The following is a 24,762-nucleotide window of genomic DNA, read 5'->3' as shown; positions in this document are numbered from 1 at the left end:
TAAGATATGGAATTCAACTAAAATATGATTGTCATTTCGAAGAAGGCAACGATTCATTTTTTTTATCACATCTCTTAATGCCGACTGAGAAATCTCCTCTTTTATTCTGATTCGTGGAGATTTTTCCCTTTGGTCGAATCCGATAGCTATAGTATGACCTCCAAATAAAATGTCTCGAATTGTTTTGAGATCTTTTCAATGGAATACTTATCACTTACCAATTTAAAAGCCTGGTCTAAGATCGTTGCTTTTTCTGTTTGATCCATTTGTAATACTTCTTGAACTGCAGAAATAAATGCGTTTTGATCTCCAGGTGGGATTAACCATCCGGTTTCCTTAGTCAAAACCTCAGAAATGCCACCAACATCATATGCTATTACAGGAATTCTATTTGCAAAAGCCTCTAAAATTACGGCTGGTATTCCTTCTATTTTACTAGGAAGTAAAAGTATAGAATTGGGTGGTATGGATTGGAAAGGGTCAGCTACATTTCCTTTGAATACCACTGAACTCTGAAGATCAAGTTTATGTATCTTTTGAGTTACTTTTTCCTTCAAAGGTCCATCCCCTAAAAGCCAGAGAGTCAAATTCGGAAAGGATTTGGAGATATTCCCATACATATCGATCAATTCGGAGTGGTTCTTTTCAAAAGTAAATCCACCAATATGAACTAGAATAGGATTTTCAAGTATAGGTTCGTTGGATATTTTATTAGGAATATTAATACCGATTGGAATAACTTTATGTAATTTTTCAAAATTGAAAACCAACCCGAAATCATCTGCAGATTTCTTACTTACTGATGCAATCCCAACTACACTACCATAAAGAAACTCGTTGAATCTTCTTGTCCACGGGTTTTTAATATATAAACTTACTTGTGAGGCATTTCTAAAGATGATAGGGACTTTCCATCCAAAGAGCTTCTTTGAAAAGACAGTGAATTTCAGTGTATCAGCTGCATTTGCCTGAATAATATCTGGGACTTCCTCTTCAACCAGTTTTGCAAAAGCCTTCCAAGCTTTCCAATCAACTAGTCTATTGGCAAGAGGCCTTTTTAAGTGAATTTGCTTACCAGAATAAGGCAGGTGATATTCTCCTTCAAAAATTGAAATCAGGGTTACCTCATGTCCTCGCTTTTGAAGTTCCTCGGAAAGCAAACAGGTAAATAACTCTACTCCCCTAGCCTGAGGCTTTTGTATAACTTGAAAGATTTTCACCTTCTATAAAATGCGTCAGAAAAAATCCACTTATCGGTAATACTAAAAGTATGTGTCCCAAGCCTCTTTTTGGAGTCATCTGGCTCAATAATTTCAACAGTTTTCTCAGCATATTCAGCTGGACTAAGTCTAAGAATTTCCTGGATTTTAATTCTATGACCATACCTTAATCCTGAATCTTGAGCTGGACGGTAGAGTTTATCATTCCTTTTAAAAATTCTGCCAGCAGGACGAGAAGAGCGGACATCGGACACAATTGGATTCAAAACGTGTGGAGTCCAATCAGGATTTAGCAATGTTGGAGAATGGTAGGCATACAATTCCACAAAAGCAGAAGTTCCTTGATGCGGTCTTTGATTGACAAAAAGCCAATACATATTATCAATTTTAAGAATCGTAGGATCGTATGCCTCTCCTTCCATCAGAACTCCAATTTTTTTCCATTGAAGAGGAAAATCAATCGCCTGATAGATAAAAGTTTTTTGGGCTTCTCCCGATTCAGGAATCATATAAAACTCATTATTCTCTTCCCATATAAACGGGTAAGAAAGATGCCAACTTTCTTCTAGTACGGTTTGTGGATCTAAGAGTGAATTGCCGTTCCATTCAGCTGCTACAATTTTTCCCTTATTAGTTTTTCCATCAAACGCCTCAAAAAAGACCCAAGTTTTCTTATTATGTTCTAGAGGAAAGGGGTCTGCCCAAAAGGAGCCTTTTGATAGGCTATTGCTGGGAGGTTGAATCGATTTGAATGCTAATTCAGAGAAATTCATATCATCAGGCTTGATATTTTCCGAAACCAAGATCTCCCAATACGGTTTTTTATTTAATTCATGAAGTTTTCTGAGTGAATTCCTAGTCATTAGCTTGCCCAATAAGCTTAGCATTTCAAAGAATGCAGGCGGGGTTAATAATGGAACCTGAGTTTTAGTAGTAGGTTGAAGTTTTTGCAATTCTAAGTTCCATTTATCCTCACCAAGAATATTGATCTGCCTAATAACCCTAGGAATAATGGCAGATGAAAGCCAAAAAATTTTATTGGCATTTCGTTGAACTGAAAGTGGATCAGTTTGGGAAATTGATTTATATAAAATCTGACCGCTATCCAACTCCTCTGATAGTCTTTGCAAAATTACTCCCGTGGTTTCCTTTTGGCTCATTACCTCCCAAAATGCAGGAGGGCCACCCTTATAGAATTGATTATCTCCATGATGAAAAGACCATACTCCCAAAGTCGAAGCTTTCAAAATCTCTCCTCTAAGAATCCGAAATCCAAAACGTAAAATGATATCTGGTCTATAGGATTTTATTATTGAAATATCCTCTTCCATAAAATAATCTGAATACTTCTTTTGAAGAGGCGAAATAGCTAGGATGGGTATATTCCAACCTTGAATACTAGTCAACTCTTTTTGCGCAAAAGCATCAGGATATTTTAGAAACAACCTTCTATCGAATCCTCTGTACGCTCGATACAAAAAGGGAGATTTCTTTCCACTAGCTTTAGGGTTTTCATTAATTACTGTCAATACTATTTCAACTCTCTTCTCTTGATAAACCTGAGATACGGCTTCCCACACCCAGGCAGAAACATTCAATGAGTCTAACAAAAGGACAACTCTCAATTCTGACAGATTAATTGTTTATAAATTCCGTAAGAAATGTTTTTTGCAATCATTTGAATATAAAATATTGCGATCATTACTACTTTGGACAAATTCTTGAATTTATCATTTTAATAACTGATCATACAGTTCCTCATATTGACATACAATATTTTTGACATCGAATTTTTTAGAAGCAAAATCAAAAGCTTTTGAAGTTCTCTTATCCCAGTCATTCAAAGCCATAGAGATTTTCATTACACTAAGCAAGTCACCCCAATCCCCTACTTTATGAAAAATACCCATGTCTTCGCTCAAGCATTCTCTATTTTCAGGAATATCGGAACATATAACAGGTACCTTAGCCATCATTGCTTCAATTAGCGCTCCAGGAAGTCCTTCATAAAAAGTGGGGAAAATAAACAGGTCCGTGTTTAAAAGTTCACGAGTAACATTTTGCACCGAACCTAAGAGACAGACTGAATCATTCAAATTAAGTTCTTCTATCTTTTTCAAAAGATTTGTTTTTTCTGGTCCGTCGCCTGCAATAGATAAAGTAGATCCAGGAAATTGATTTAGGAATTTTGCAAAAGCTTCCACAAGGCCAAAAAGTCCTTTGGAAGGGATTAGTCGGCCTACTGAAAGTAACCTCGGAGATTTAGATAATTTGGAATTGACAACTTCCAACTTTTGAAATTGAAGAGGATCACGACCTCTATAGATTACTTTAATTTTGCTTTCTGAGATTTTTGTTTCTTTAATGTAATTAGTTTTAATGACTTCTGAATTCGCTACAAAACAATCTACTTTTCTACTACTCGAAATATCCCAAAGTTTCAGAATCAATACTTTCAATTTCATCTTTAATGAAAGCTGACTCAACCTTCTATGGGAATATGAATTGCTAACCAAACTATTGACTTTAGGAAAGCCGATTTCTAAGTACCTCAATGTCATGTCCGAATAAAAAAGTGTGGAATGAATTAATACAGGATTTAGGACTCTTATAATTTTCTCTAATTTTTTAGCATTATTTTTAAATCGATAATTTCTCGGTAAAGGGAAATGTAAGACTTGTATTTCAGCCTTTTGATATTGTTCCAATAATTCTAGTGAATCTGATATCACACAAAAAATAGGTCTATATTTTTTTATTCTTTTAGCTATTTCCAAAAGACTTCGTTCTGCTCCGCCGAATTTTAATCCGTCTATTAAGTAAATAATTACAGGCTTATCCAAGAGGAATTGTTTTACCTTTTATGCCTCTCGCGTAATGGAAAAAAGCTAATGAAATATTTTTGAAATTCTTAAATCCATAACCGAAACCATAACGAAAACCATAAATAGCTTTAATAATCCATTTACCGATTAATCTCTTTTTCATAGAATTTAAAGTCAGTGAGTCTGATATATAAAGCAAGTTTCTTAAACTGTAATATTCACGGCTTAAATTATCTTTCCTTTGATAAACCGGTCGATTGAAATCCAAGCGTCCTGTCAATTTACGTGCTTCCAAAAAAAGATTGCAATCCACTATTAATGTAAAGCCCTTTCTGGCTACTTTCAGACAAAAGTCTAATTCCTCAAATCCGAAAAATAGATCCTTATCAGGAAAAATACCATTCTTTACCACGTCCTTGGAAACTAACATACACATTCCCCCCGCGATTGAATCCACTTCTACCCAATCTTTCTTTTCCAAAAGTCGCGTTTGTACTCTTTGAATCACCCCTTTTTTTCGATCAAAAAATTGGCCAACTGTCCCAAGTACACCACAGAATGGGTGTTCATCTCTAATAGCGAGTAATCTTTCAAAGCAATCGAATCTGAAAGGTGGATCATTGTCATCTCCCCAATAAATCCAGTCTGCTCCGCTTTGGTAACAAAGCTCAAGCCCTTTAGCTGCTGCACCCGCTGGCCCTGAATTATACCCCATCCGATAATATCGGAGGCGTGAATCCATTTGTGTCGCAATGGCATGATCAGTTTCTAAATTCTCTGAGTTGTCAATAATCCAAAGAAAATCTGGAGGATAGCTTTGAGTAAAGACTTTTGCTATCGTATCAATTATGAGTTCAGATCGATTATAAGTCACTATAAAACCTCCTAGCAAAATCATGATTTTATTTCCATAGGGTATATTTTCTTTGATAATGGTGGTATAAGTGAAATGCACAGACGAGCTAAGGTCGTTAATTTGTATGGTTTAATGTATAATGCTTTTAATAGTTGAGTCCTTGCCCTTGGGTAATTTTGAAATCTCAAGTAATTCACTCCTAATATCTGCCGATAAAGGTATTTGACATGCGGGGATAAGGTAGATGAGTGTTTATCCAATATGATCAAAAGTGAATCAATCATATTTTTAAGATTTTTCGAACCTCCGTTAAGGGATTCATAATAAATTAAAACAACTTCTTCAACGTATTCTATTTGACACTCACTTATGAAAATTCGATGAAACAATTCAGTATTTTCTGAAAATTTAAGAGTAGAATCGTAGGCTCCAAGCTCATTGAAGAAAGTTCTTAAAATAGCGAACGACCCAGAAAGGGTAGATTGAGGTTTATTATTTCTAGGGATATAGTCAACTTCCTCATTATCTTTGAGTTTTTTGAATCCACCTAAAATGGCTTTTGCTTCTGCATTTTGTAAAATTCTAGATGCAAAGTTTATTAATGCATCTGAGGTTAACTCATCATCTGCATCCAAAAAAACTAGCCATGTTCCCGAGGAAACTGAAACTCCCTTATTCCGACTAAAAGAGACTCCTTTATTTTCTTGCTTATAAAGAATCACATTTGGAATAGCTTCAAAAGATTTCATAGCAGAAAAAGATTCGTCTATGCTCCCATCATCTATTAGAACCAATTCCCAATCTTCAAAGGTCTGTGCCAAAACAGAATTGATAGCTCTAGCAACAGTTTTTTCGCTATTATAGACTGGGACAATTACAGAAAAAAAAGGTTTCATTTGCGATTTGACAAAATTCTTCCCCAAGCCATTAATGAAAATGAAAAGCTATCTAAAAACCACATTTGCCAAGGATAAGACTTTTTAAAAATAAACTTCATGGAATTAAATATACCGTGATACGCGCCAGTAAAGCTCAAATTTAAAAACAACTTAAAGACTTCAAAGTTAGTCAATTGACCAATTCTAGATTGGTAATCTCTCCCTTTACCAATTAGCCTTTTAACGTGCCATTTGATCTCGTATTTATAAGGAGCAACATAATGAGCAATCCTCCAATCTGGATCAAACCAAATCTCCCCTCCTAACTTCCAAATTCTTTCCTGAACCTCATTTTCTTCTCCATAACCAACTATGTCCCCTCGCATGCCTATATTTTCAGGAAATAGGCCTACTCGCTCTAGCCATTCTTTTTTAAATGCAGAAATCCCTCCAGCCACGAAAGTCCCCCTCAAAAGAGGGCCTCTATCAGATCTCAATACTGGAAACTGAATAACACTAGAAGGAATCCAAGCCACGGGGCCTTGACTATACCAAGGATAAAAAACTCCTCCAATTCCGTCGAAATTAAATTTCGAAATGGAATCATGAAAACGCCACAAAAAATCAGGCGCAGGCTTAGAATCATCATCCAAAAATACTACCCAAGGGGATCTTACTTTATTTATGCCTGTATTTCTGGCAATACTTAATCCAATTCTCTCCTCAAAATAATAATGAATAAATTCAAAACTTTCCCGAAATCTATAAACTTCTTCCTTGGTTCCATCTATTGATCCATTATCAATAACCAGTACCTCGAATGATTCGAGAGTAAAATTATTGGCAACAAGAGATGACAAACATTCCCTAAGAATTAAACATCTATTTTTAGTGCAAATCACTACAGAGAAGCTTAACTCTTTCACTTATTCAATAAATATTTCACATCCTGTTTGATTAGCTTTAGTCTCATGCGAGAATTTTTAATCCCCATTTGATTTAAAAAGGTATTATAAACAATGCTCATCATAAATTTCTTCTGCGGTAATTTCATTAACAGAAAAGTGAAAATCCCTTCCAGGATTTGCCCAGAATTTTCCGCATATTTCTTAGAGAACTTTTGATTCAAATCCGACAGACAATTGATCAGGATGTAAATTTCATTTTTTACCATTTGTTCGGAATTGCAAAAATGGTTGAAAGCAGTGAATTCCTTCTCATTCCAGCCAATTCCTAAATTGATTAAATAACTTTCTCTTATTTGATTCAATCTATCTTTAAGGCTATCGGGTTTGTTCTTACTAACTTGATTTGAATGTATTCGATACTTCATACCTGGTATCACCAAATTTCTTGCTTTCCCAAAACGGATTACTTCTGTCCATAGCTGATAATCTTCGCAACCCAAATAGTCATCCTTGTACCTCAATCCATGATTGTTCACCAATTCAGATCGAAACATAATGGTACTATGAAAAAACACATTATTGAAAACTAACCCGATCGCTATTTCTTGATCAATTAATGGGGGATGTTTCATTTGGCCAGAAGGAATCAATTCCACTGAACTCCCTAAGAATACATACTCTGGAAAGTTTTCTAAAAACCGTACTTGTTCTTCAATTCTATTATGGGCAGAAATATCATCTGCATCTATTCGAGCTATGTATTTCCCTTGAGCTGTTTCAAGTCCAAAATTCAAAGAGGCAACTAAACCGCGATTTTTTTTGAACGAAAAATATCTGATTCGGGGGTCATTAAAGTCTTTAATAACCTTCTCTGATTCATCAGTACAGCCATCATTGATAATCAATAATTCAAAATCTTTGAAAGTTTGATTAAGAATACTATTAATAGCTTCAGATATAAAGCTTGCCCCATTATAGACAGGTAAAACGACACTGACCACTACCAAATTACCTAAATCCAAAAATCAATTCACCATGATACTCAATCTGATAACCCCAGTCCTTCAACTTTCTTTCCAAAAGTTCTCTACCATACTCTGAATGAGGCTCAACAGTGATACATGCTACCTTTTCTAGAAACTCTGGTAATTTCTTATCAAGCTCGAAAACTTGCTCTTCCGCTCCCTCAATATCTATCTTGATAAAATCAGCTTCTGCATATTCTTCCATTGCTAATATCTGTGAGAGACTGATTCCTGACACTTTACCATTTCCATTACCTGGCTTATCGGATACCCGAATTGCCCAGGCTGAATCGTTATTATTGAAATTCAACTCTTCCGACCTCCACCACAGTGCCTTCTCCCAAAGAATCGACCTTAAGGGATCTAAATTAATTTTAGCAACATTACAATTACTTCCTGCGGCCTCCAGCACTAATGCCTTTAAAGCAGGAAAATACTCTTGCATATATCGAGTTGCTACTCCAATATTACCTCCAGCATCGATCATTAGCTGAGGTTCTTTTTTGATTTGCTTGAAGTATTCCACAACAGGCTGTAGCTCATAGGAAAAATAATGTTGGCGAACAACCAATGAATCGCTTGTAAAAGGTCTAAACCACATGCTAGATTTAGGAAAATTTGGAAGCCCCTGTAAATGGATCAGGTTATTTTTCCGTTTCAAAATGGCTTCATGTTTTACTCCCCATTCTAATAGTTCAAGAGAAGATTTGAATGCCTGAAGCTTTGGATAAAGAAACTTGTAAAGAATCAACCAAAAAGCTCCAATAACCCCAAATGCACGAATTACTTGATTAATTTTTTTCATGAAGGAAAAATCAACTGATGGAGATAGCGCTTACTGTGCGCTTTGAATGCTTTAAAGTATCTAAGAAGATATGATCGGTTTCTATAAGTTTTCGGATATCTATAAATATTTCGACCTGCCAAACTCAAGCTTTGCAAGAACTGATTGGCTTTCATGAGCACAAATTCATCTTTCCAACTATGATTCCAAAGGTGGACACAATAGCTATTATTTGTCAAAAACTGAGTGTAATCATCCTCCTTCTGCTCCATAGGCAATGGGTAAAAATATTCGGGCGGGTAGATGATAATTCCCTCTTGTGGATAATCCCAAACAAACATATCAAATACCTCTGGTATAGTGAGTGGTTTAAACACGTCAAAATCGAGAGTACGGTAATAATCAAGCATTTTACCTATCAAAGGGTGTTTGGCTTTGGCACCGATCACTGCTGCGTTCAATCTCCCGTGACTATATTCTCCTACAAAAAAATCTTGTTTTAATAACTCAGAGAAATCCTTTAAAATCAAAATATCAGTATCCAAATAAATACCTCCGTGTTCGTAAAGCACATGAAGCCGTATCACATCAGAAACAAATGCATATTTTCCATTTTCGAGCGCTTGTTTGGCAAATGGATATTGATTTATATTCAAAGAATCCTGAGACCAGAGTTTGATTAAAATATTGGGTAGAGCCTTACTCCAACTATCAATGCAAGATCTTTCAAACTCACCTATTGGATTATTACCAAACCAGCAATGATGGATGATTTGTGGGATATTTGTTTTCAATTTTTAGATCGACAAATAATCCATTCTGAGACGCCTATTCGTTCTTCAGAATAAAGATTGAATAGATATTTTCTAGGAATTCCAGCTTTTTTATGAAAAAGATAGCTCTCTGTTTTTGCCAAGTCGCTTATGCTATAAATAGAGGTAAGGTCATGAGTAAATTGAAACCTATCCTTTAATGTTTTGGAAATTCTTGAATCATAACAATCATGAGTTTCGATTAGGAAATCGCATTCAGAAAGGTCTGCTATGATTGCTTGAGTAAAAAGTTTCAATTCAAAACCCTCACAGTCGGACACAATCAGTGCTTTCTTTCTTACAGGAATTTTTTTTAAATCTGTTTCCTTGCAACTTCCATGTAAATAAACTCTTGAATCAACATTGTTCTCAATTGCCATTTTTTCACAAAGAATTTGTGCTTGAGGATTAATATCAAAAGCATACACCTTTACGTCAGGAATAATGAGTGCTAAACCAATGGCATAATATCCCTCGGCACAACCAACATCAATTATTTCTGAATAATTATTTCTAAGCAATTCTGAAATCTCTTGGTGCAATTCAGCTTCGTATGATCCGACTAATTTGGGCAGAAGAGCACTTCCATTAGTTACGTAGGATGGATATTTTAAACCAGAAAAAGGCCCTGACATCACTTGGTTAGTCGAAATGTAAGTTCGAAGGATCCTCGCCTTTTCCTTTTTAATTGCTAGGCTATGTAAGTAAGAGAGATATCCAAATTTATTCATTAATGGCTTTATTCTATGCCATGCTAAAAAACTCCAAATTCTTTCTTTCATTATTTATTCCGTAACCCTTGATGTTTTGATTAACTGTTTTGCATTAATTAGCCCCACAGCAGGTTTATCAATATTTTTCGAATACACTTCCAAAACTTCAAATGAAAATGCCTGATCACACCACATCCATTCACCGCTTTGATAATCTCCCCCTAATCCAACAGTATAAACTCCAGGCCTTAAGAAATTAGAAGGTATTTCGAATTCAGACAAAAACCTTCCGGCTTCAAACTTTCTATTTGATTGGTCGAAAACACTAAAAATTCGAACTCCATCTTTAAAAAGAGCAATCGTTACTTTGATATTGTCAGCAACATTTGTTTTTGACTTAATTTCAATTTTTAAAACATCGTCTGGTGACACTAAAATAAAAGACTGAAATGGGTCCTTGTCATTTAAATGAACAGATGAGAATATTAATGAATTCTGAGCAGTCCCATTAAAAGTCAAAAAAGAAATACTTGTATATTTTTCAACTTTCTTTTGATAAACATTTAAAACTTTATTAACATCCCCTACTTCAGAAACCTTACCATTTTCAAGTAAAATAGCCCTAGTGCATAAGCTCGAGACAGCTCCCAGATTATGACTTACAAATAATACCGTCCGACCATGTTTACTCACTTCTTCCATCTTACCTAAACATTTAGCCTGAAACTCAAAATCGCCCACAGCTAAGACCTCGTCGATAATTAGGATTTCTGGATCCAGATGAGCTGCCACAGAAAACCCCAATCGAACTTTCATACCAGAGGAATAAAATTTTACTGGAGTATCTATAAACTTCTCTATTCCAGAGAAATCAATTATCTCATCCAGCTTTTTATCGATTTCTTTTCTGGTCATCCCTAGGATAGTCCCATTCATGTAGATATTATCGCGTCCACTAAGCTCTGGATGAAAGCCTGTGCCTACTTCCAAAAGGGAGGCAACACGACCTCTTATTTCAATTTTACCTGAGGTTGGTTCTGTAATCTGAGAAAGAATTTTGAGCAAAGTAGATTTTCCTGCTCCATTCTTTCCTATTATCCCTAACACCTCCCCTTCATTTACCTCAAAATCAATGTCTTTCAAAGCCCAAAAAACAGATTCATTTTCTTCTCCGAAACGACTTAGTTCGCGTAGTTTTTTAAAGTTCTGAAAAGGAGAGAGTATAGCCGAACCGATTTGACTAATCAGGGTTTCAGCTTCTTTCTCCTTTAGTCCTAAACGGTATCTTTTGGATAAATTATTAACCTGAATTACCGAACTCATTCTTGAATTTGTTTAATGATATTCCAAACCAATTGATCAGGACGAAGATATTGGTTGTAATATTTAAAGTTTTCATTCATCATTTCTTGAATAACCGTAGGTTTCGTCAACAATTTATCTACCTGCATTATTAGCTCATCAACACTTGTGAATCCTAGAAAATTCTTACCTGTTTCAAAATCACCAGGTACATGATAATACAATGGTTCTGAAATAATTGCGCGAGACGCTGCGATATATTCACCCATTTTCCATCCAATTGAATTATGTAATCCAGTAGTTGCAATCCCTATTGAAGATTGCCGGAGAAGAGAAAAATAATACTCTCGTCGAGTGTGATCCGAATCCAATATCAAATCAGGACAAATTTGACGCGCGTAGAAAGAATCTGCAACGCCACCCAAGAAAAAATTCGGGAAATACATTTTTAATGCTCTTACACAGTTTACACGAAAATTATTGATTTGGGTACGCATATCAGCATTCAGTAAGTCTTTTGCCTCATCAGGATCCCAAAGCCGAACCTGAAAAAATATTTTAATATTTTTTGGTAAAATTGGCTCTACTTCAAATGTACGGTAATCAAAATACCCAGCTAACAAGCGGTAATAACGGGAACTCCAATATGGATTTTTTAAAAACTGACTGAATTGATAAATCTTTGGAAAAAAGGTAAGTCCCAAAGCATGATTAAAACCAAATGGTCTAACATGTGAATTTGGCTTAAGTGATATGAGGTCAGGGGAAAAGCTTCGTTTAAAAATAAAATCAGCATTAATCTGGGACTTAAAATATCCCAAGTTATCCTCTTTCGATCCTAATATCCAATTGAGGCCATCCAAGCAATCAATACAGAAAGATTTCCCATTTAAGTGACCATAAAGCAAAGGCAAAGAATTAGAACCTGCATCAAATTTGAAATCAACTTTAATTTTTCCTGCTTGACGAAGCAATTCGACACCAACATAAAAGCTAGAAAGCTGCTGATGATGAATATAGTTTATTTGTAAATCAACCATTGAAAATATTAAATTTTCTACCAAATAGGAATTTGGAATCTAGTAACTCAAAATAATCATTTTGATCCAACTCCTTTGGTGATTTAGATTCATCAGTCCACGAAAATAGTCGAAATTCCTCCTGATGGATTAATACATCATAATCAGGAATCTTCCCAATTAATGTAGCCAAAACAATCTCTTCTGGAATCTCAGAAAATTGAAGCCGAAAAGTGAGAAGCTTCTCTTTTTGAAATTGATTCAAAAGCAAACCCACGAAATCTCTATTTAAAGAAAAGTAAAATTCACTTTCAAAGTAATTGACACGGCTATCAAAATATCGAATTAGATATTTCCAAATTAGGCCCAAGTATCCCAAAAGAAAATGTGGATGCGGATTTCTAAGTGTGTATCTAACATCAGCTATAAAAAATTTACATTTTTCTAACCTTTTACTAATCTTATCAGAACTTGAATTGACTAAGTTGATAAAACTTTTATGCTTATTTTCTTCAAAAAACAAATCAATAAAATGATTGGATTTAAGTGGTAAATCCTGCCCCGAAAGATGAATAAAGAAATCAAACTGAATTCTGTGATTAAATGCTACTTCTAATCCCCTCCTCACAACTTCCACACAATTATAGCTTCCCCAATAAGACTTGGTTCGAGGCAATAGGTAAACTGAACTTTGGTATTTCGCTAGTATTTCTTCGAAATCAGCGAAATCAGACCTTAAATCAATATGAATGAAAAAGAAATGATTTTCGGAATTCAATCTCGACAATAGAAAGTCTAGCTGTTTGGGAAATTTATAGGCAAGGATTATAAATGCTATTTTCAACTCATTTCTTCTTTATAAATAAAATATTGTGGCGCATGAAAAAGAACTCAATTTCATTCTCAAATTTAAAATTCACCTCTTTATCGCGAATATAGATTGAATTAATCGAGTCCATTAATCCTTTGAAATATTCAATTGAACTTCCTTCCTTTTGAAATCCACCATTATATTCCTCCCAATAGGAGGTCTGTAGGTCTTCTATCACATAAAACCCACCAGGGGTAAGGAAAGGAAAGAGGTATTCAAAAGTGAAAATCACATGGGAACTGATATGGCTCCCATCATCTATGATAATATCAAAGGTTTCTACTTCGGAAACAACTTGATTTAGAAAACCAGAGTCAATTTGACTGCCTTTAAATGTTTTGATACGATGTTGGTTTAATTGACTTTTATCATAAAGATCAATTCCGAAAATTTGAGAGTTGCTAAAATAGTTCTTCCACAATCGTAAGGATGCACCGCCTAGCTTCGGATCATCATACCCACCAATTCCAATTTCTAAAATTCGATTCTTTTTCTTTCGAAGTGAGCTAAAAAAATGAACATAATATGGGATATAATTATGAACGTGAAATTTGTCAGAGTGAAATACTTGGGCTGCATATTTAAGATCGTTTCTAAAAAGAAAGAGCTTAAAACTAACGATTGATTTTTTTAGAATATGCAAAATAGAAAATGGATTGCTTTTGCGTAGAGACATATATTTAATTCATGATCTCACAAATTCCTTTTAGAATTATCATTTGGACTCGGAAATTTTAACTTTTTTGATTTGAAAGTATTTTTCAAAGTAAATATTTGATTCAAAGTTCGGATCGATATCTGAAAAACGACTGGTCCAATTATCATCCGAAAGTGGAATTGGAGCTAAAATCAATTCTTTATCTGAACCTCTGTTTGATTCTAAAATTTCAAATCGTTCATCCATTTGCGCTTTGACAATTCTTCCGATGGTCCACTGTTTGTAAATCTCCATGCCAAAAAAAAGCAGGAAGACTGTCAAGACAGTATTAGCAAGGCCTTGCATTCGGTGAACCCTAAGATAGTCTAGCAGTATCGCCCAAAACTGTACTCCAGCGATCAATAAGAAAGTTTGAAAGAAAATAACAGTATGCTTACTTGCAGCATTTGGCATAGGGAGAAAAGGAAGTATCGAGCATACTGCACAAATACCGAATAATACTGGCAGGTATAGAGAACTCTTTGGAATAAATGGTTTTAACACTAATGCCATCAGAATTGATCCTGGCAAAAGCCAAAGCGACATTCCAGAATATTCCTTCAGGATAGCAATTCCTCCGGCAATCATCGAACTGATGGAGAAATCTAGCTGTCCATTTGCCCTTGTAAAATTACCGGGTGCAATGATCACAAGTGCTAGGGTGATTAATCCAAACCCTAAATACAACCAAAAATATTTGGATTCAATTTTAAAGGTTTTCAAAAAAAACCCAAGAAAAAGAAAAGCTAATAGCATAATCCCATTATTCGGACCGGAACTAATAGCTATAAAAATCCATAGAAAATTCCAACTAGAGTTCGGGGTTTTGAACAATCTATACAACAAATAGATGGAGAAGAAATTAGCATGACTATATAAAGACCCAGTAGCCCAATATATTGTGCGGCTAAGGTGAGGTCGAAAAACCAAAATCAGCACGAACATCGTAAGAAAAGTAAAAATCAATTTTTGAAATATGGTAATCGTATTCCACTTATCTAAAACCAGAATTTTTAAAAGCAAATATGCCGTGCCGAAAAGAAAAGTCATAGATCCAATTGTAGCCAACCATGCAAATGGATAATCAATAATCCACAAAATCAAGAGCCGATCCGTATACAAAGGTGAAATTGCTCTTCCATCCCAATTCCAATAAAAATTCCATTGAACATGAAATAGCCCGTTATTCAAAATTTCATCTCGTAACCAAAAATCATCCATCCAATAAAAAGAATTGAAGGCTGTGGCAAGAAATAATACCACCCCTATTAGTACCAATAGAGAGATAAAGGATTTGGTGATTATTGAAATATTTAAATTCATTAGTTGTGAGATTAAATAATATCAATTAAATGCAGCAATACTTCAGGAGCTGTTAAAATCATAGTGGTCTATAATAAAAAACAGTATTCAAAGTCTTGGCCCTAACTTGGTAGCCATTTGCCATGAGTAACATATCTAAGGAGTTTGAAACACTTGAACGGAATGAAAAATCTAATATTTCAGCAAGAATCCAAATGGGAGAATATTTATCAAAATCAAAGGATTCCAAAACGGTAAATTCTTGACCCTCCACATCAATAGAAAGAAAATCAATAGTTTGATTTGGCGGTAGGAAATCATCCAAAATAGAATTTAGAGATTTACATTTTAACTGATGAACTCTTTTTAATCGATTTTGAGATTTATTCTGATCTTTGGCTTTCAAAGATTCAGATTCAAATCCATTAAGGGACTTATCTTCAAATTCAAAATAATTTACAAATTGGCCATCCTTCCCAATTGGTACTTCTATATTAATATCCCTCTTTCTAAATTTATTAAATAAAATCATACTTCCAGGCATTGCATCAATATTGATTCCTGACCAACCTCTTTTGTAAAAGAAATAAGTATTGGAAGCTTTTTTTGGATGAAAAGCACCTATATCTAAGTAAAAACCTTTATCCTGCCGATAAAATATTTTTTTAAGGATCATATCTTCACCTTCACTAGAATATGATTTAAAGGATGATCCATCTAAATAATTATAATAGAGGTTTCTCAAATAATTAAACATTGATTCTGAAAGAATATTTCGTAAAATGCTTTTCAATTTATAAGGAATTATAACAGAGATAATTTGTGAAGTCTAATATAAAAAATAAGAAAGCCAATTTAACAACTGAACACCTCTCCTAAATCTCATTTACATAAGTCAATTGTTAATTCAGTAATATAAAACAATTAGCTGAATATATGTAATACTGATCAAATAAAATATCAGAATAACAATCCATTAGTGAACCATTATTAATACTTGAAACAATATAGTCGATATCATTATCCAAAGAAAATTCAATCAAACAATCTAAGTTGGACAAATCAATTTCTCCACAATAATTAAATAAAGGAGAGCTATTACGGTATGAGTTCAACATAGACAATTCACTTTCGGAATCAATTTTTTTACTAACAGGAAAAGCACTTGAAACACTTAAAACATTCAAATATTCCCTTTTAAAATGCAACTTATTCAAATCATAATACATGTAATCTATATAGTCGTAAATTGATCGATCTTTATTAACATCAGGGATAAACAATATATTAGAATTTTTCTTAAGAGACGATTTAAAATTAACATTATCGAGATTAGGTACCGAAACAAACTTAAAGTCATTTAGGTAAAATGGAATAATAAAAACGCAAATAAAAACAAATGAGAATATTAATTTCTTATTAACTATTGACTCAACTATTAGAAACGTAACTTGTATACATAGTAAAGAATGAAATACATTACGAAAAAACTGATTAGAATTAATATTTTGATAAAACAAAACCCACAATATAAGAGAAGTGAGAATGACAACTAAAGAAATTAAGTAATACTGTTGCTTCAATTTATCGTTATCAAAATATTTCCAATTAAAAACAAAAATAGAAGTCCCTATAAATAAGCCAATAAAAATAACCTTAAGCAATATTTTGTAATTATTGAAGTTATAAATGTCAGCAAATTGAGTACCGGTAGAGAGATAAAGGCTATAGAGAAAAAAAAATATTAGAACAAGTAAAGGGTACAAATAAAATTTTAAAGAGTATTTATGAACTAAGAAAAAATACATACAAACAGCAGGCAAAACGACTGGGATAATCAAAGGGTAAAGAAAAACTAAAATTGAAAATATTAAAAATGAAAAATTCCTATCTCTTAATGAAACGAATAAATACAAAAATACTGGTATTATAAAAATATTTTTAATTGAAAGTATTGTATCACCTACGCCCAACATTGGCAAATCAACACCAATTACACTTACTATCTTGTCATATGGAGATGAAATGAATAGGATACAAAAAACAGAAAGTAAGGCAATCACAAAACTATAGGAGGAATATACTTGTCGAAATCCTAGGTAAATGATAAATGAAAAAATAGGACCTAACACAAAAACATAATTAATCAATAAACTCAATGAAGTAAAATATCTTAAAAATGCTATACCCCATAATTCAGTAAAGTGATAAATTTCATTCCTTAATCCACTCTGAAAAAAATTGTAAACTGACTTTGTATTCTCAACACCAACTATATCGTTATAATGAGCAATTCTTGAATAAATGATATAATCTTCATGGTATACACCAAATTTGAAATCATTAAGTATAAAATATAGTCCGAAAAAAATAAGCCATATCACTCCAGCAGCAACAATATCTCCAAATTTAGGCCGAGATAATCTCACTTTATATTGACCTTTAAAGATTGAAACTATTACTAAAATAAGCGGGACCCAATATAAAGTATGGCCACTTGTTTTTATAATGGCGTAACTAGAAACAATAAAAAGGTAAGAAACAACAACATTTTCGAATTTTACTTCATTATTAAATTGAACCGACAAAATCCCAAGTACAATTAAAAAATAAACACAAACTGAAATTACAACTTCCAATTTAATTCAGTGCTTTTAAAAATAAATCTATAAAAGAAAATGAACTTAGTACAATCATTGTCGAGAAAGTGAAATCAACTCTATTCCCAATTCAAGATTGATTGTAGGATTAGTTTTGACTTGATTAGAAAAACTCATGGAAGTAAAATCAATTTTACTCTGAAAACTAAATAACACCTTTTTACCTGTCGACTTGGCAATTAATCTGGTTATTTCCAAAATAGAAGTTGGCTTAGCGGCAACCAAAAATATTATTGACCTATTATTATTTGGCTGCAATAAAACATTTTCAACAATAGGCTTAGCCACATCATCTACCCAAATAAAATCCCTTAAGGTGCTCATTCCACCGAACACAGTAATCTTAGAATTTTGGTATACACAGCTAACCATCCTGCTTATTAATCCAAATCTGCTGCCAAGTTGAATAGGACCATAAACGCTGGATGGCCTATAAATACTATGAGAATTTGGGAATTTAGATGCTAGAAGCTGCTCTTGGGCAATTTTAGCATATCCATATGGTCTCTTAGGATTAGGCTGGGAGAAGTTATCAACCCCCAATTGTCCTTCAAAAAGGGCTCCTGCCGAACTAAGCAAATGAATTTTTAGCTCAATTGAAGCTTTTGATACGAGTTCTTCAAGTGATTCCAGGAAATTATTAAAATGAGTATTTTCCAATAAACATTCCTTCACAGAGGATCCAAATCCTGATTTGCCGGCAGACCATACTAAATCCAAATTTTTGATAGTAGGATTTAAATTACAAGAAATCCAGTTCAAAAAATCAACCTTAAAAAAATTACTATTTTCCCAATTTACCTTTTGTTGATCCTGAATTGTGCAGTTTAACTTTTTAAATCGTGATAAGATAGCATTCCCTATAAGGCCCAAACCAATCACAACAATCAACTTGTTGCTATTTTCTGGTTTTAGTAAGATCATTTGGAATCAATCAATTTAAACCATTTTAGAATGATGCTATCTTCTTTTCTATTAACTTCAAAAAATTTAGGCTTACCATGAGATTGCATCAAGAGTATGGAGATATGTTCTAAAACTAAACCAATTAAAAAAGCATTTACGCCTCCCAAAATAGAAACCAAAATTATAACAGAAGCCCAGCCCTGAGCAGTAATTAATTCTGGATAAAACACCTTAATAAAGATTACAAAAATCACAAAAATTATACCGAAAATAGTCGCAGAAAGTCCAAGAATTGTTCCAATCCTAAGGATTTTAAGTTCTGAACTTTGCACAAGCCGTCTAGCATGTGAAATCAATTTAACTAAAGAATAGCCACTAATTTTTGAATTAATAAATCTATCATCCTTTAGTGGAAAAGAAATTTGACTTATTCGAGTTGTAAACCAACCTAATGCAATATCAAAGTAAGTTTGATCAATCGAAATTGCAGCTGTGGCTCTGGCAATACTCCCTCTCATAAGTCTGAAGCTATTAAACATAACAACTGCTGGATTTCTAGTAATCTTTGAAATTAGAACTTTGAATTTTTTAGATGAATAATCTCTAAATCTAGATTCATGAACGGATTGTTCAGGATTAGCATAAACTACATCTGAGTTAGTAAATACAGCCTCTTTTAATAAAGTTAAGATAAATTTTGGATGGTGCTGTAGGTCTTCATCTAATGTAACAATCCAATCACCGCTTGAATGCAAGATTCCAGCAGTTGTCGCAGGATGTTGTCCGAAATTTTTTGATAAGGTTATCACAACCAACCATGAATAGGTTTTAGATAATTTTTCAAGAACTAAATCACTACCATCTATGGAACCATCATCAACGAAAACACTTTCTAGGATTCGAAAAGGAGCATTTATACCTTCCAACTCCTCCTTTACTTTAGCGATTTCATAAACCAATTTCTCCAAGAATTCAGAACCTCTATATACTGGTGTAACAGTACTCAAATAGATCATGTCGCCATTATTTTAGACTAATAACAAAATACTGTGCTCCCATAAAAAACCTTTTTAAATACTTTTCCAGGGGTCTTAAAAAGGCTAATTGATTCGGGAAAAACAACCTATAGGAATAGTCAATTTTATTGTACCCTGCATTTTGTAATTTTTGCACAAAATCATTTTTAGTGATCAAAACTGCATTTTCATCAAAAGGGCATTGATTAACTGTTCTTCGAGTGAGAGGATTTAGAGGATTATGCTCAAAGACACAAAGGACTCCATCTTTTTTTAAAACTCTTTTCATTTCACGAAGCCAGTGCATATGCTCATCTTCTGGGATATGATGAAAGACACAAGTTGCAAAAATTATGTCTATAGAATTATCGGCTAAATCAAATCCATTCTCAATAAGCAGATAATCTTCCTTCCCTGGATATCTCTTCTCAGAATATTCTAAGCTCTTACTTGAAACGTCCGAACATATCAATTTTGATTCTGGAAAATACTTGCGGAACCAAGGAATTGAATTTCCAATCCCCGATCCAAAATCTAGAATTAAATTCTTTTCCTTTTTATTATTTAAAATAAATTCATGTAAATCCCTAACCTTATACTCTGCAAAAAAATCAATCTCCTCTCCGAAAATTTGGGTGCTTTTCCCCAGATTAGCACTGTAATCTTCTGCATATTTATCAAATTCTGAAACTTGCAAGATGAATTGAATATTTAGTTTTTAAGTAAATTATTTTATCTTATTTCTATAATGAGATAAATCCTGCTCGTTCTCGGTTCTCCTTTGTCAGTTCTCAAGTAGAGCTTCGCCCGCTGAGTCCCAATCCTTTCCTCCCCGGAAGGGGAAATTGTTACTACAAATGCATGACTAGAAGTGGTGATTTGGTAGTAGCTAAAAGAAATTCAAACCTATGCATGCCAGAGTAATAAAACTACTCGGTCGAATTGGATTCACAAATTTTGGTATTAATAGTATTGAGGTAATTGCTAAATGTCATTTCGAAGAGGGAAAAACTGAGAAACCTCAAAAGGGCCCCCCTTCCTATTAGGCTTCTAGGTGACCAAGTCCAAATTTCAGTAGTCGAATCCGATCGCTATCTGAACTCCTTGGCCATCACTGTCCGCTTCCTATTGATCACTGCATAATGACCTACTCACTTCCCTTAATTCATAAAACATAGGCAATCTTAATAAGGAATCCGAATATCGATCGGAATTGGGAAGATTGCGTTCGAATTGAGCTGGGAAGTGGTTACGGGCATAGTCTGATTTATGAAGACTCTGGTAGTGAAAAACCGAAAGCACCTCTTTACTTTTAAGAAAACCGGAATAGTTAGCTCTATCAGATTCATTTTTGAAGATCAAATAAAACATGTGGGCATTCCCCTTGTTCTTAGTACTCTGCCAAGTAATGTTTAAGTCTTTTACTCCTTCTATAAAAAAAAATTGCAAAGTATCGGAGAGTAATTCAGGGTTGGTTTTATTATCCTTAAAAAGTTGAAAATAGGACTCCCAAAGAGACATCCTTCTACTTTGAATGAACTTTAGCTCTTCCAGTTGTGCCCACAAGAATGCAGCTGTCACTTCTGAAGGCAAGAATGAACTTCCAATATCTACCCAGCCATATTTATTTACTTCCCCCCGAAAAAATGCAGCTCTATCAGTCCCTTTTTCCCAAAGGATTTCTGCTCTTTTGATCATAGCAGGATCATTGATCATCAGCATCCCTCCTTCCCCACATTGTATATTTTTGGTTTCATGGAAACTCATGCATCCCAGATGCCCAATACTTCCCAAGGCTTTTTCCTTGTAAAAACTATCTATCCCTTGCGCTGCATCCTCAATAACCCAAAGTTTATGTTGAGCTGCGATACTCATAATAGCATCCATCTCGCATGCAACTCCTGCATAATGAACCACAACAATAGCTTTTGTCTTATGAGTTATTAGCTCCTCAATAAGACTTTCATCCATATTGGGATGATCAGGTTTGCTATCCACAAATACTATTTTGGCCCCACGTAATACAAAAGCATTGGCTGTGGAGACAAAGGTGAAGCTAGGCATGATGACTTCGTCACCTGGCTTAATATCGCAGAGCAAGGCTGCCATCTCCAGCGCGTCTGTACAGGAATTTGTAAGAAGACATTTTTCAATTCCATAGTTCTGCTCAAAGAATGCTTGGCAGCGACGAGTGAATTCACCATTACCAGATATCTTTCCAAGATCTACTGCCTGCTGAATGTAAGAAAGCTCCTTTCCCGTCAAAAAGGGTTGGTTAAATGGAATTTTCAAACTTCCTTTTCAATTATATAAATCGGGCGATTTTTCACTCCTTCGAAGGTTTTACCGATGTACAGTCCTACCATACCCAAAGTGGTCAACAGAAATCCGGTGAGCATCCAAATGGAGATAATAAGGGAGGCGTAGCCTGCCACTATGATATCTCCATCTAAATACCTATACAGGGTATATAGCGCAAATAGAAAACCAGTGAGTGCCACCAAAAATCCTAGTTTAACAGCCAATCGAATAGGTTTGTCAGAATAGGCAAGCATAATATCCAGCGCAAGGTTGAACAACTTTCTTAAACCGTAGGTACTTCCCCTGTCTCCATTTTCAGCATGAATCACAGGAATTGCAGTTTGCCGAAAGCCTACCCATTTAACCATGGTGGGAAAATAACGTATGGATTCCCTCATCCCAATTATTTCATTGACGACTTTTCTATGATACACCCCAAAGTTGGCGATACTTTCGTCCTGATGAGATCCTGTAAGCCAGGCCAGGGTTCTGTAAAAGAGTTTTGAGGAGAGTTTCTTAAAGAAGCCATCTTGCCTGTTTTCTCTTTTGGCTAAGACCACATCAAATCCTTTGTTGGCTTCCTGGTAGAGGTTTGGGATTTCCTCAGGTCTATCTTGAAGATCGCAGTCCATTACTATTATCCACTCTCCTTTTGCAGCATCCAAACCAGCTGTGATTGCGTAGTGCTGTCCGAAATTCCGGGAGAGTTTAATCCCTTTTATCTCGGGATGCTGTCTTGCTAACTCTTCGATTTTATTCCAGGAATTATCCGGGCTGTAGTCATCTACCAGAATAATCTCATATTCCTGAACCGGAATGCAGGCTTTGATCCGTGAGACGAGTAGGTCCAGGATATTTTCTGCGCGGTAGACTGGGGAGATGATGGAGAGATTCACTTGCTCGTTGTCAGTTATTAGTTGCCCCTATAGTGATCGGAAGATGCCCGATGCTTGTCGAGCGATGCGGTGTTTAGTGTCTTATCTCTTCCTTGGTACTTGTAACAGTTTAACTATTAACATTCACGCTAACAGGAGGATTATTTTGAACTCTAAGTAGTAATCGAGTTATCATTCTTTGTTCCTCAGCAGTAAGTGAATGATAGAGTGGCAGGCATAAAACTCTAGCTGCAATCTGATCGGAAACGGGAGTACATCCTGATGTGTAATCGAGGGTATTTAGTCCTGGATAGAAATATCTGCGGGCTCCGATGCCATTATCTGAAAGTAGTTTCATGCTTCTGAGCAAAGCGGCTTCATCCTCAAATAAGATTGGGAAATAAGAGTGGCTGTATGCTTCGATGTTGCTGGTATACAGAAAGCTTCCATTCAGGTCGGTAAGTAGCTCCCGATATAGTTGACACTGTTCTTCTCTCCTAGCGAGTATCTGCGGTAGGTACGGGATGTTCACCAGTCCCATGGCAGCATGGAACTCCGAGTTTTTGGCATTGATCCCTACCCCTTGGAATTTCTCAAAGCCATCATGGCCGAAGTTTCTTAGGTAAGCCATTTTCTTTAGGAGTTCCGGGTCTTTGGTGAAAACTGCTCCGCCTTCTATGGTATGAAAAACCTTGGTTGCATGAAAGCTGCAGGTGCTGATATCTCCATAGTCGAAAATTGACTTGCCCTTTATTTTTACTCCGAAGGCATGGGCTCCATCGTAGATTACCTTGAGCCTGTGTTTCTTTGCTATCTCGGCTATTGCCTCCACATCACAGGGAATGCCATAGACATGGGTAGCTAGGATGGCGGATGTAAGCGGAGTGATTGCTGCTTCAATCTTTGCAGGGTCTATGGTGAGTTGACCTGGTAGTATATCCACATAAACCGGTGTGCATCCTTCCCATACTATGCTGCTGGTAGTTGCCACATAGGAAAAGGGGGTGGTGATTATTTCGCCTTGTAGCTCTAGGGCTTTGATCGCTATCTGTAAGGCAATGGTGCCATTGCTGACAAATAGCAGATGATTTACATGTAGGTATTCCTTTAATCTAAGTTCCAGTTCATTAACTAGAGGGCCGTTGTTGGTAAGCCAGTTGCGCTCCCAAATGCCTTGAAGGTACTTATCGTACTCTGCTTTAGGGGGAAGGAAGGGTTTGGTGACTGGGATCACTTATTAATTTAAAATGAAATGAATTTAAAATTTAAAATGAAAGGAATTTAGAATTAGTTGTCGGTTGTCGGTTGTCGGTTGTCGGTTGTGGGTTGTGGGTTGTCGGTTGTCAGTTGTCGGTTGTGGGTTGTGGGTTGTTGGTTCTTCCAATTGACTTTTGCGGTTCTTCTTTACTTGTTTTGGGGCTCCCGTAAAGTTGTAAGGAGCTGTGAAGAATTTAAAATAAAGGGAATTTAAAATTGAGAATGTAAAATTTAAAATTGAGAATGTAAAATTTAAAATGATAGTGTTCGGAAGGCTCACCAACCGTGGTGATAGTAATTTTAAATTAAAAACATTTTAAATTCTTAATTCTGCCAAAGGCAGGCACAGCTTCGCCCTTTCACTCCCGCCCGAAGAATAGAGATCTCGTTAATTCCTTACAAATAGCTCCCCATTAGGGGCTGGGTGTTGACTGAGTAATAAATTTACTCGGTTGGATTGGATTCGCAAATTTTGGGCTTAGAATGTTTGAAAATGGGGAAAAGGAAGTGGGGATTGGGGATTAGGGAATGGGGA

The 24,762-nt window shown here is 35.1% G+C and carries 23 protein-coding genes; all 23 read right to left on the bottom strand.

Annotation, left to right across the window (positions count from 1 at the left end):
• Nucleotides 1-146: 146 nt before the first annotated feature.
• The 23 genes from LV83_RS18195 to LV83_RS18085 all read right to left on the bottom strand — a co-directional run bounded on the left by LV83_RS18195 (nucleotide 147) and on the right by LV83_RS18085 (nucleotide 24,204).
• On the bottom strand, nucleotides 147-1,220 hold the full coding sequence (locus LV83_RS18195) for a glycosyltransferase (RefSeq protein WP_111612996.1): 1,074 nt from the start codon (nucleotides 1,218-1,220) through the stop codon (nucleotides 147-149).
• Entirely contained in the window at nucleotides 1,217-2,845 is a 1,629-nt protein-coding gene (locus LV83_RS18190) for a glucosamine inositolphosphorylceramide transferase family protein (protein WP_146613752.1), read from the bottom strand. Before LV83_RS18190 ends, LV83_RS18195 begins: the two co-directional genes overlap by 4 nt.
• 105 nt (nucleotides 2,846-2,950) lie before the next feature.
• Nucleotides 2,951-4,063: a glycosyltransferase gene (locus LV83_RS18185; RefSeq protein WP_111612994.1), complete on the bottom strand. Its 1,113-nt coding sequence runs from the start codon at nucleotides 4,061-4,063 to the stop codon at nucleotides 2,951-2,953.
• The gene (locus LV83_RS18180) at nucleotides 4,056-4,943 is read right to left on the bottom strand and encodes a glycosyltransferase (protein ID WP_111612993.1); all 888 of its coding nucleotides are present in this window, start codon (nucleotides 4,941-4,943) and stop codon (nucleotides 4,056-4,058) included. Before LV83_RS18180 ends, LV83_RS18185 begins: the two co-directional genes overlap by 8 nt.
• Nucleotides 4,940-5,797 carry a glycosyltransferase family 2 protein gene (locus LV83_RS18175; protein WP_111612992.1) on the bottom strand — a complete coding sequence of 286 codons (858 nt, stop codon included), beginning with the start codon at nucleotides 5,795-5,797 and terminating at the stop codon, nucleotides 4,940-4,942. The genes LV83_RS18180 and LV83_RS18175 overlap by 4 nt, the downstream gene beginning before the upstream one ends.
• Nucleotides 5,794-6,681, bottom strand: a complete 888-nt coding sequence (locus LV83_RS18170) for a glycosyltransferase family 2 protein (protein WP_262510744.1) — start codon at nucleotides 6,679-6,681, stop codon at nucleotides 5,794-5,796. The genes LV83_RS18175 and LV83_RS18170 overlap by 4 nt, the downstream gene beginning before the upstream one ends.
• A gap of 20 nt (nucleotides 6,682-6,701) precedes the next feature.
• Nucleotides 6,702-7,709: a glycosyltransferase family 2 protein gene (locus LV83_RS18165; protein WP_111612990.1), complete on the bottom strand. Its 1,008-nt coding sequence runs from the start codon at nucleotides 7,707-7,709 to the stop codon at nucleotides 6,702-6,704.
• On the bottom strand, nucleotides 7,696-8,517 hold the full coding sequence (locus tag LV83_RS18160; RefSeq protein WP_111612989.1) for an FkbM family methyltransferase: 822 nt from the start codon (nucleotides 8,515-8,517) through the stop codon (nucleotides 7,696-7,698). The genes LV83_RS18165 and LV83_RS18160 overlap by 14 nt, the downstream gene beginning before the upstream one ends.
• Nucleotides 8,514-9,290, bottom strand: coding sequence for a glycosyltransferase (locus tag LV83_RS18155; protein ID WP_111612988.1), 777 nt, complete (start codon nucleotides 9,288-9,290; stop codon nucleotides 8,514-8,516). The genes LV83_RS18160 and LV83_RS18155 overlap by 4 nt, the downstream gene beginning before the upstream one ends.
• Nucleotides 9,287-10,090 carry a class I SAM-dependent methyltransferase gene (locus LV83_RS18150; RefSeq protein ID WP_111612987.1) on the bottom strand — a complete coding sequence of 268 codons (804 nt, stop codon included), beginning with the start codon at nucleotides 10,088-10,090 and terminating at the stop codon, nucleotides 9,287-9,289. Before LV83_RS18150 ends, LV83_RS18155 begins: the two co-directional genes overlap by 4 nt.
• 3 nt (nucleotides 10,091-10,093) lie before the next feature.
• Nucleotides 10,094-11,344 carry an ABC transporter ATP-binding protein gene (locus LV83_RS21665; protein WP_245947094.1) on the bottom strand — a complete coding sequence of 417 codons (1,251 nt, stop codon included), beginning with the start codon at nucleotides 11,342-11,344 and terminating at the stop codon, nucleotides 10,094-10,096.
• The gene (locus tag LV83_RS18140; RefSeq protein ID WP_111612986.1) at nucleotides 11,341-12,363 is read right to left on the bottom strand and encodes a hypothetical protein; all 1,023 of its coding nucleotides are present in this window, start codon (nucleotides 12,361-12,363) and stop codon (nucleotides 11,341-11,343) included. The genes LV83_RS21665 and LV83_RS18140 overlap by 4 nt, the downstream gene beginning before the upstream one ends.
• Nucleotides 12,356-13,186 (bottom strand): beta-1,6-N-acetylglucosaminyltransferase, encoded by an 831-nt coding sequence (locus LV83_RS18135; protein WP_111612985.1) that lies wholly within the window; start codon nucleotides 13,184-13,186, stop codon nucleotides 12,356-12,358. Before LV83_RS18135 ends, LV83_RS18140 begins: the two co-directional genes overlap by 8 nt.
• 1 nt (nucleotide 13,187) lies before the next feature.
• A complete protein-coding gene (locus tag LV83_RS18130) occupies nucleotides 13,188-13,889 on the bottom strand; it encodes a class I SAM-dependent methyltransferase (protein WP_111612984.1) in 702 nt (233 codons plus the stop codon).
• 39 nt (nucleotides 13,890-13,928) lie between these two features.
• Entirely contained in the window at nucleotides 13,929-15,233 is a 1,305-nt protein-coding gene (locus LV83_RS18125) for a DUF6056 family protein (RefSeq protein WP_111612983.1), read from the bottom strand.
• A 58-nt stretch (nucleotides 15,234-15,291) separates the two neighbouring features.
• Nucleotides 15,292-16,005, bottom strand: coding sequence for an FkbM family methyltransferase (locus LV83_RS18120; RefSeq protein ID WP_146613751.1), 714 nt, complete (start codon nucleotides 16,003-16,005; stop codon nucleotides 15,292-15,294).
• Between the two features lie 109 nt (nucleotides 16,006-16,114).
• The gene (locus tag LV83_RS18115; protein WP_111612981.1) at nucleotides 16,115-17,851 is read right to left on the bottom strand and encodes a hypothetical protein; all 1,737 of its coding nucleotides are present in this window, start codon (nucleotides 17,849-17,851) and stop codon (nucleotides 16,115-16,117) included.
• A 54-nt stretch (nucleotides 17,852-17,905) separates the two neighbouring features.
• The gene (locus tag LV83_RS18110) at nucleotides 17,906-18,796 is read right to left on the bottom strand and encodes an NAD-dependent epimerase/dehydratase family protein (RefSeq protein WP_111612980.1); all 891 of its coding nucleotides are present in this window, start codon (nucleotides 18,794-18,796) and stop codon (nucleotides 17,906-17,908) included.
• On the bottom strand, nucleotides 18,793-19,794 hold the full coding sequence (locus LV83_RS18105) for a glycosyltransferase (RefSeq protein WP_111612979.1): 1,002 nt from the start codon (nucleotides 19,792-19,794) through the stop codon (nucleotides 18,793-18,795). The genes LV83_RS18110 and LV83_RS18105 overlap by 4 nt, the downstream gene beginning before the upstream one ends.
• A 7-nt stretch (nucleotides 19,795-19,801) precedes the next feature.
• Nucleotides 19,802-20,491 carry a class I SAM-dependent methyltransferase gene (locus LV83_RS18100; RefSeq protein WP_158530619.1) on the bottom strand — a complete coding sequence of 230 codons (690 nt, stop codon included), beginning with the start codon at nucleotides 20,489-20,491 and terminating at the stop codon, nucleotides 19,802-19,804.
• 428 nt (nucleotides 20,492-20,919) lie between these two features.
• Nucleotides 20,920-22,086: a dTDP-4-amino-4,6-dideoxygalactose transaminase gene (rffA, locus tag LV83_RS18095; RefSeq protein ID WP_111612977.1), complete on the bottom strand. Its 1,167-nt coding sequence runs from the start codon at nucleotides 22,084-22,086 to the stop codon at nucleotides 20,920-20,922.
• Nucleotides 22,083-22,991 carry a glycosyltransferase family 2 protein gene (locus LV83_RS18090; RefSeq protein WP_111612976.1) on the bottom strand — a complete coding sequence of 303 codons (909 nt, stop codon included), beginning with the start codon at nucleotides 22,989-22,991 and terminating at the stop codon, nucleotides 22,083-22,085. Before LV83_RS18090 ends, rffA begins: the two co-directional genes overlap by 4 nt.
• 109 nt (nucleotides 22,992-23,100) lie before the next feature.
• Nucleotides 23,101-24,204, bottom strand: a complete 1,104-nt coding sequence (locus LV83_RS18085; RefSeq protein WP_111612975.1) for a DegT/DnrJ/EryC1/StrS family aminotransferase — start codon at nucleotides 24,202-24,204, stop codon at nucleotides 23,101-23,103.
• Nucleotides 24,205-24,762 lie beyond the last annotated feature (558 nt).

Origin of the sequence: Algoriphagus yeomjeoni (genome assembly GCF_003259505.1) — a bacterium.
Classification (GTDB): Bacteria; Bacteroidota; Bacteroidia; order Cytophagales; family Cyclobacteriaceae; genus Algoriphagus; species Algoriphagus yeomjeoni.
This window is presented reverse-complemented; position numbering and strand designations above follow the sequence as displayed.

Coding starts and splice junctions, on each gene's coding strand:
- LV83_RS21665 (WP_245947094.1), bottom strand. CDS start 11,344: ATGAGTTCGGTAATTCAGGTTAATAATTTATCCAAAAGATACCGTTTA.
- LV83_RS18125 (WP_111612983.1), bottom strand. CDS start 15,233: ATGAATTTAAATATTTCAATAATCACCAAATCCTTTATCTCTCTATTG.
- LV83_RS18130 (WP_111612984.1), bottom strand. CDS start 13,889: ATGTCTCTACGCAAAAGCAATCCATTTTCTATTTTGCATATTCTAAAA.
- LV83_RS18150 (WP_111612987.1), bottom strand. CDS start 10,090: ATGAAAGAAAGAATTTGGAGTTTTTTAGCATGGCATAGAATAAAGCCA.
- LV83_RS18175 (WP_111612992.1), bottom strand. CDS start 5,797: ATGAAACCTTTTTTTTCTGTAATTGTCCCAGTCTATAATAGCGAAAAA.
- LV83_RS18110 (WP_111612980.1), bottom strand. CDS start 18,796: ATGATCTTACTAAAACCAGAAAATAGCAACAAGTTGATTGTTGTGATT.
- LV83_RS18140 (WP_111612986.1), bottom strand. CDS start 12,363: ATGGTTGATTTACAAATAAACTATATTCATCATCAGCAGCTTTCTAGC.
- LV83_RS18180 (WP_111612993.1), bottom strand. CDS start 4,943: ATGATTTTGCTAGGAGGTTTTATAGTGACTTATAATCGATCTGAACTC.
- LV83_RS18160 (WP_111612989.1), bottom strand. CDS start 8,517: ATGAAAAAAATTAATCAAGTAATTCGTGCATTTGGGGTTATTGGAGCT.
- LV83_RS18105 (WP_111612979.1), bottom strand. CDS start 19,794: ATGATCTATTTGAGTACTGTTACACCAGTATATAGAGGTTCTGAATTC.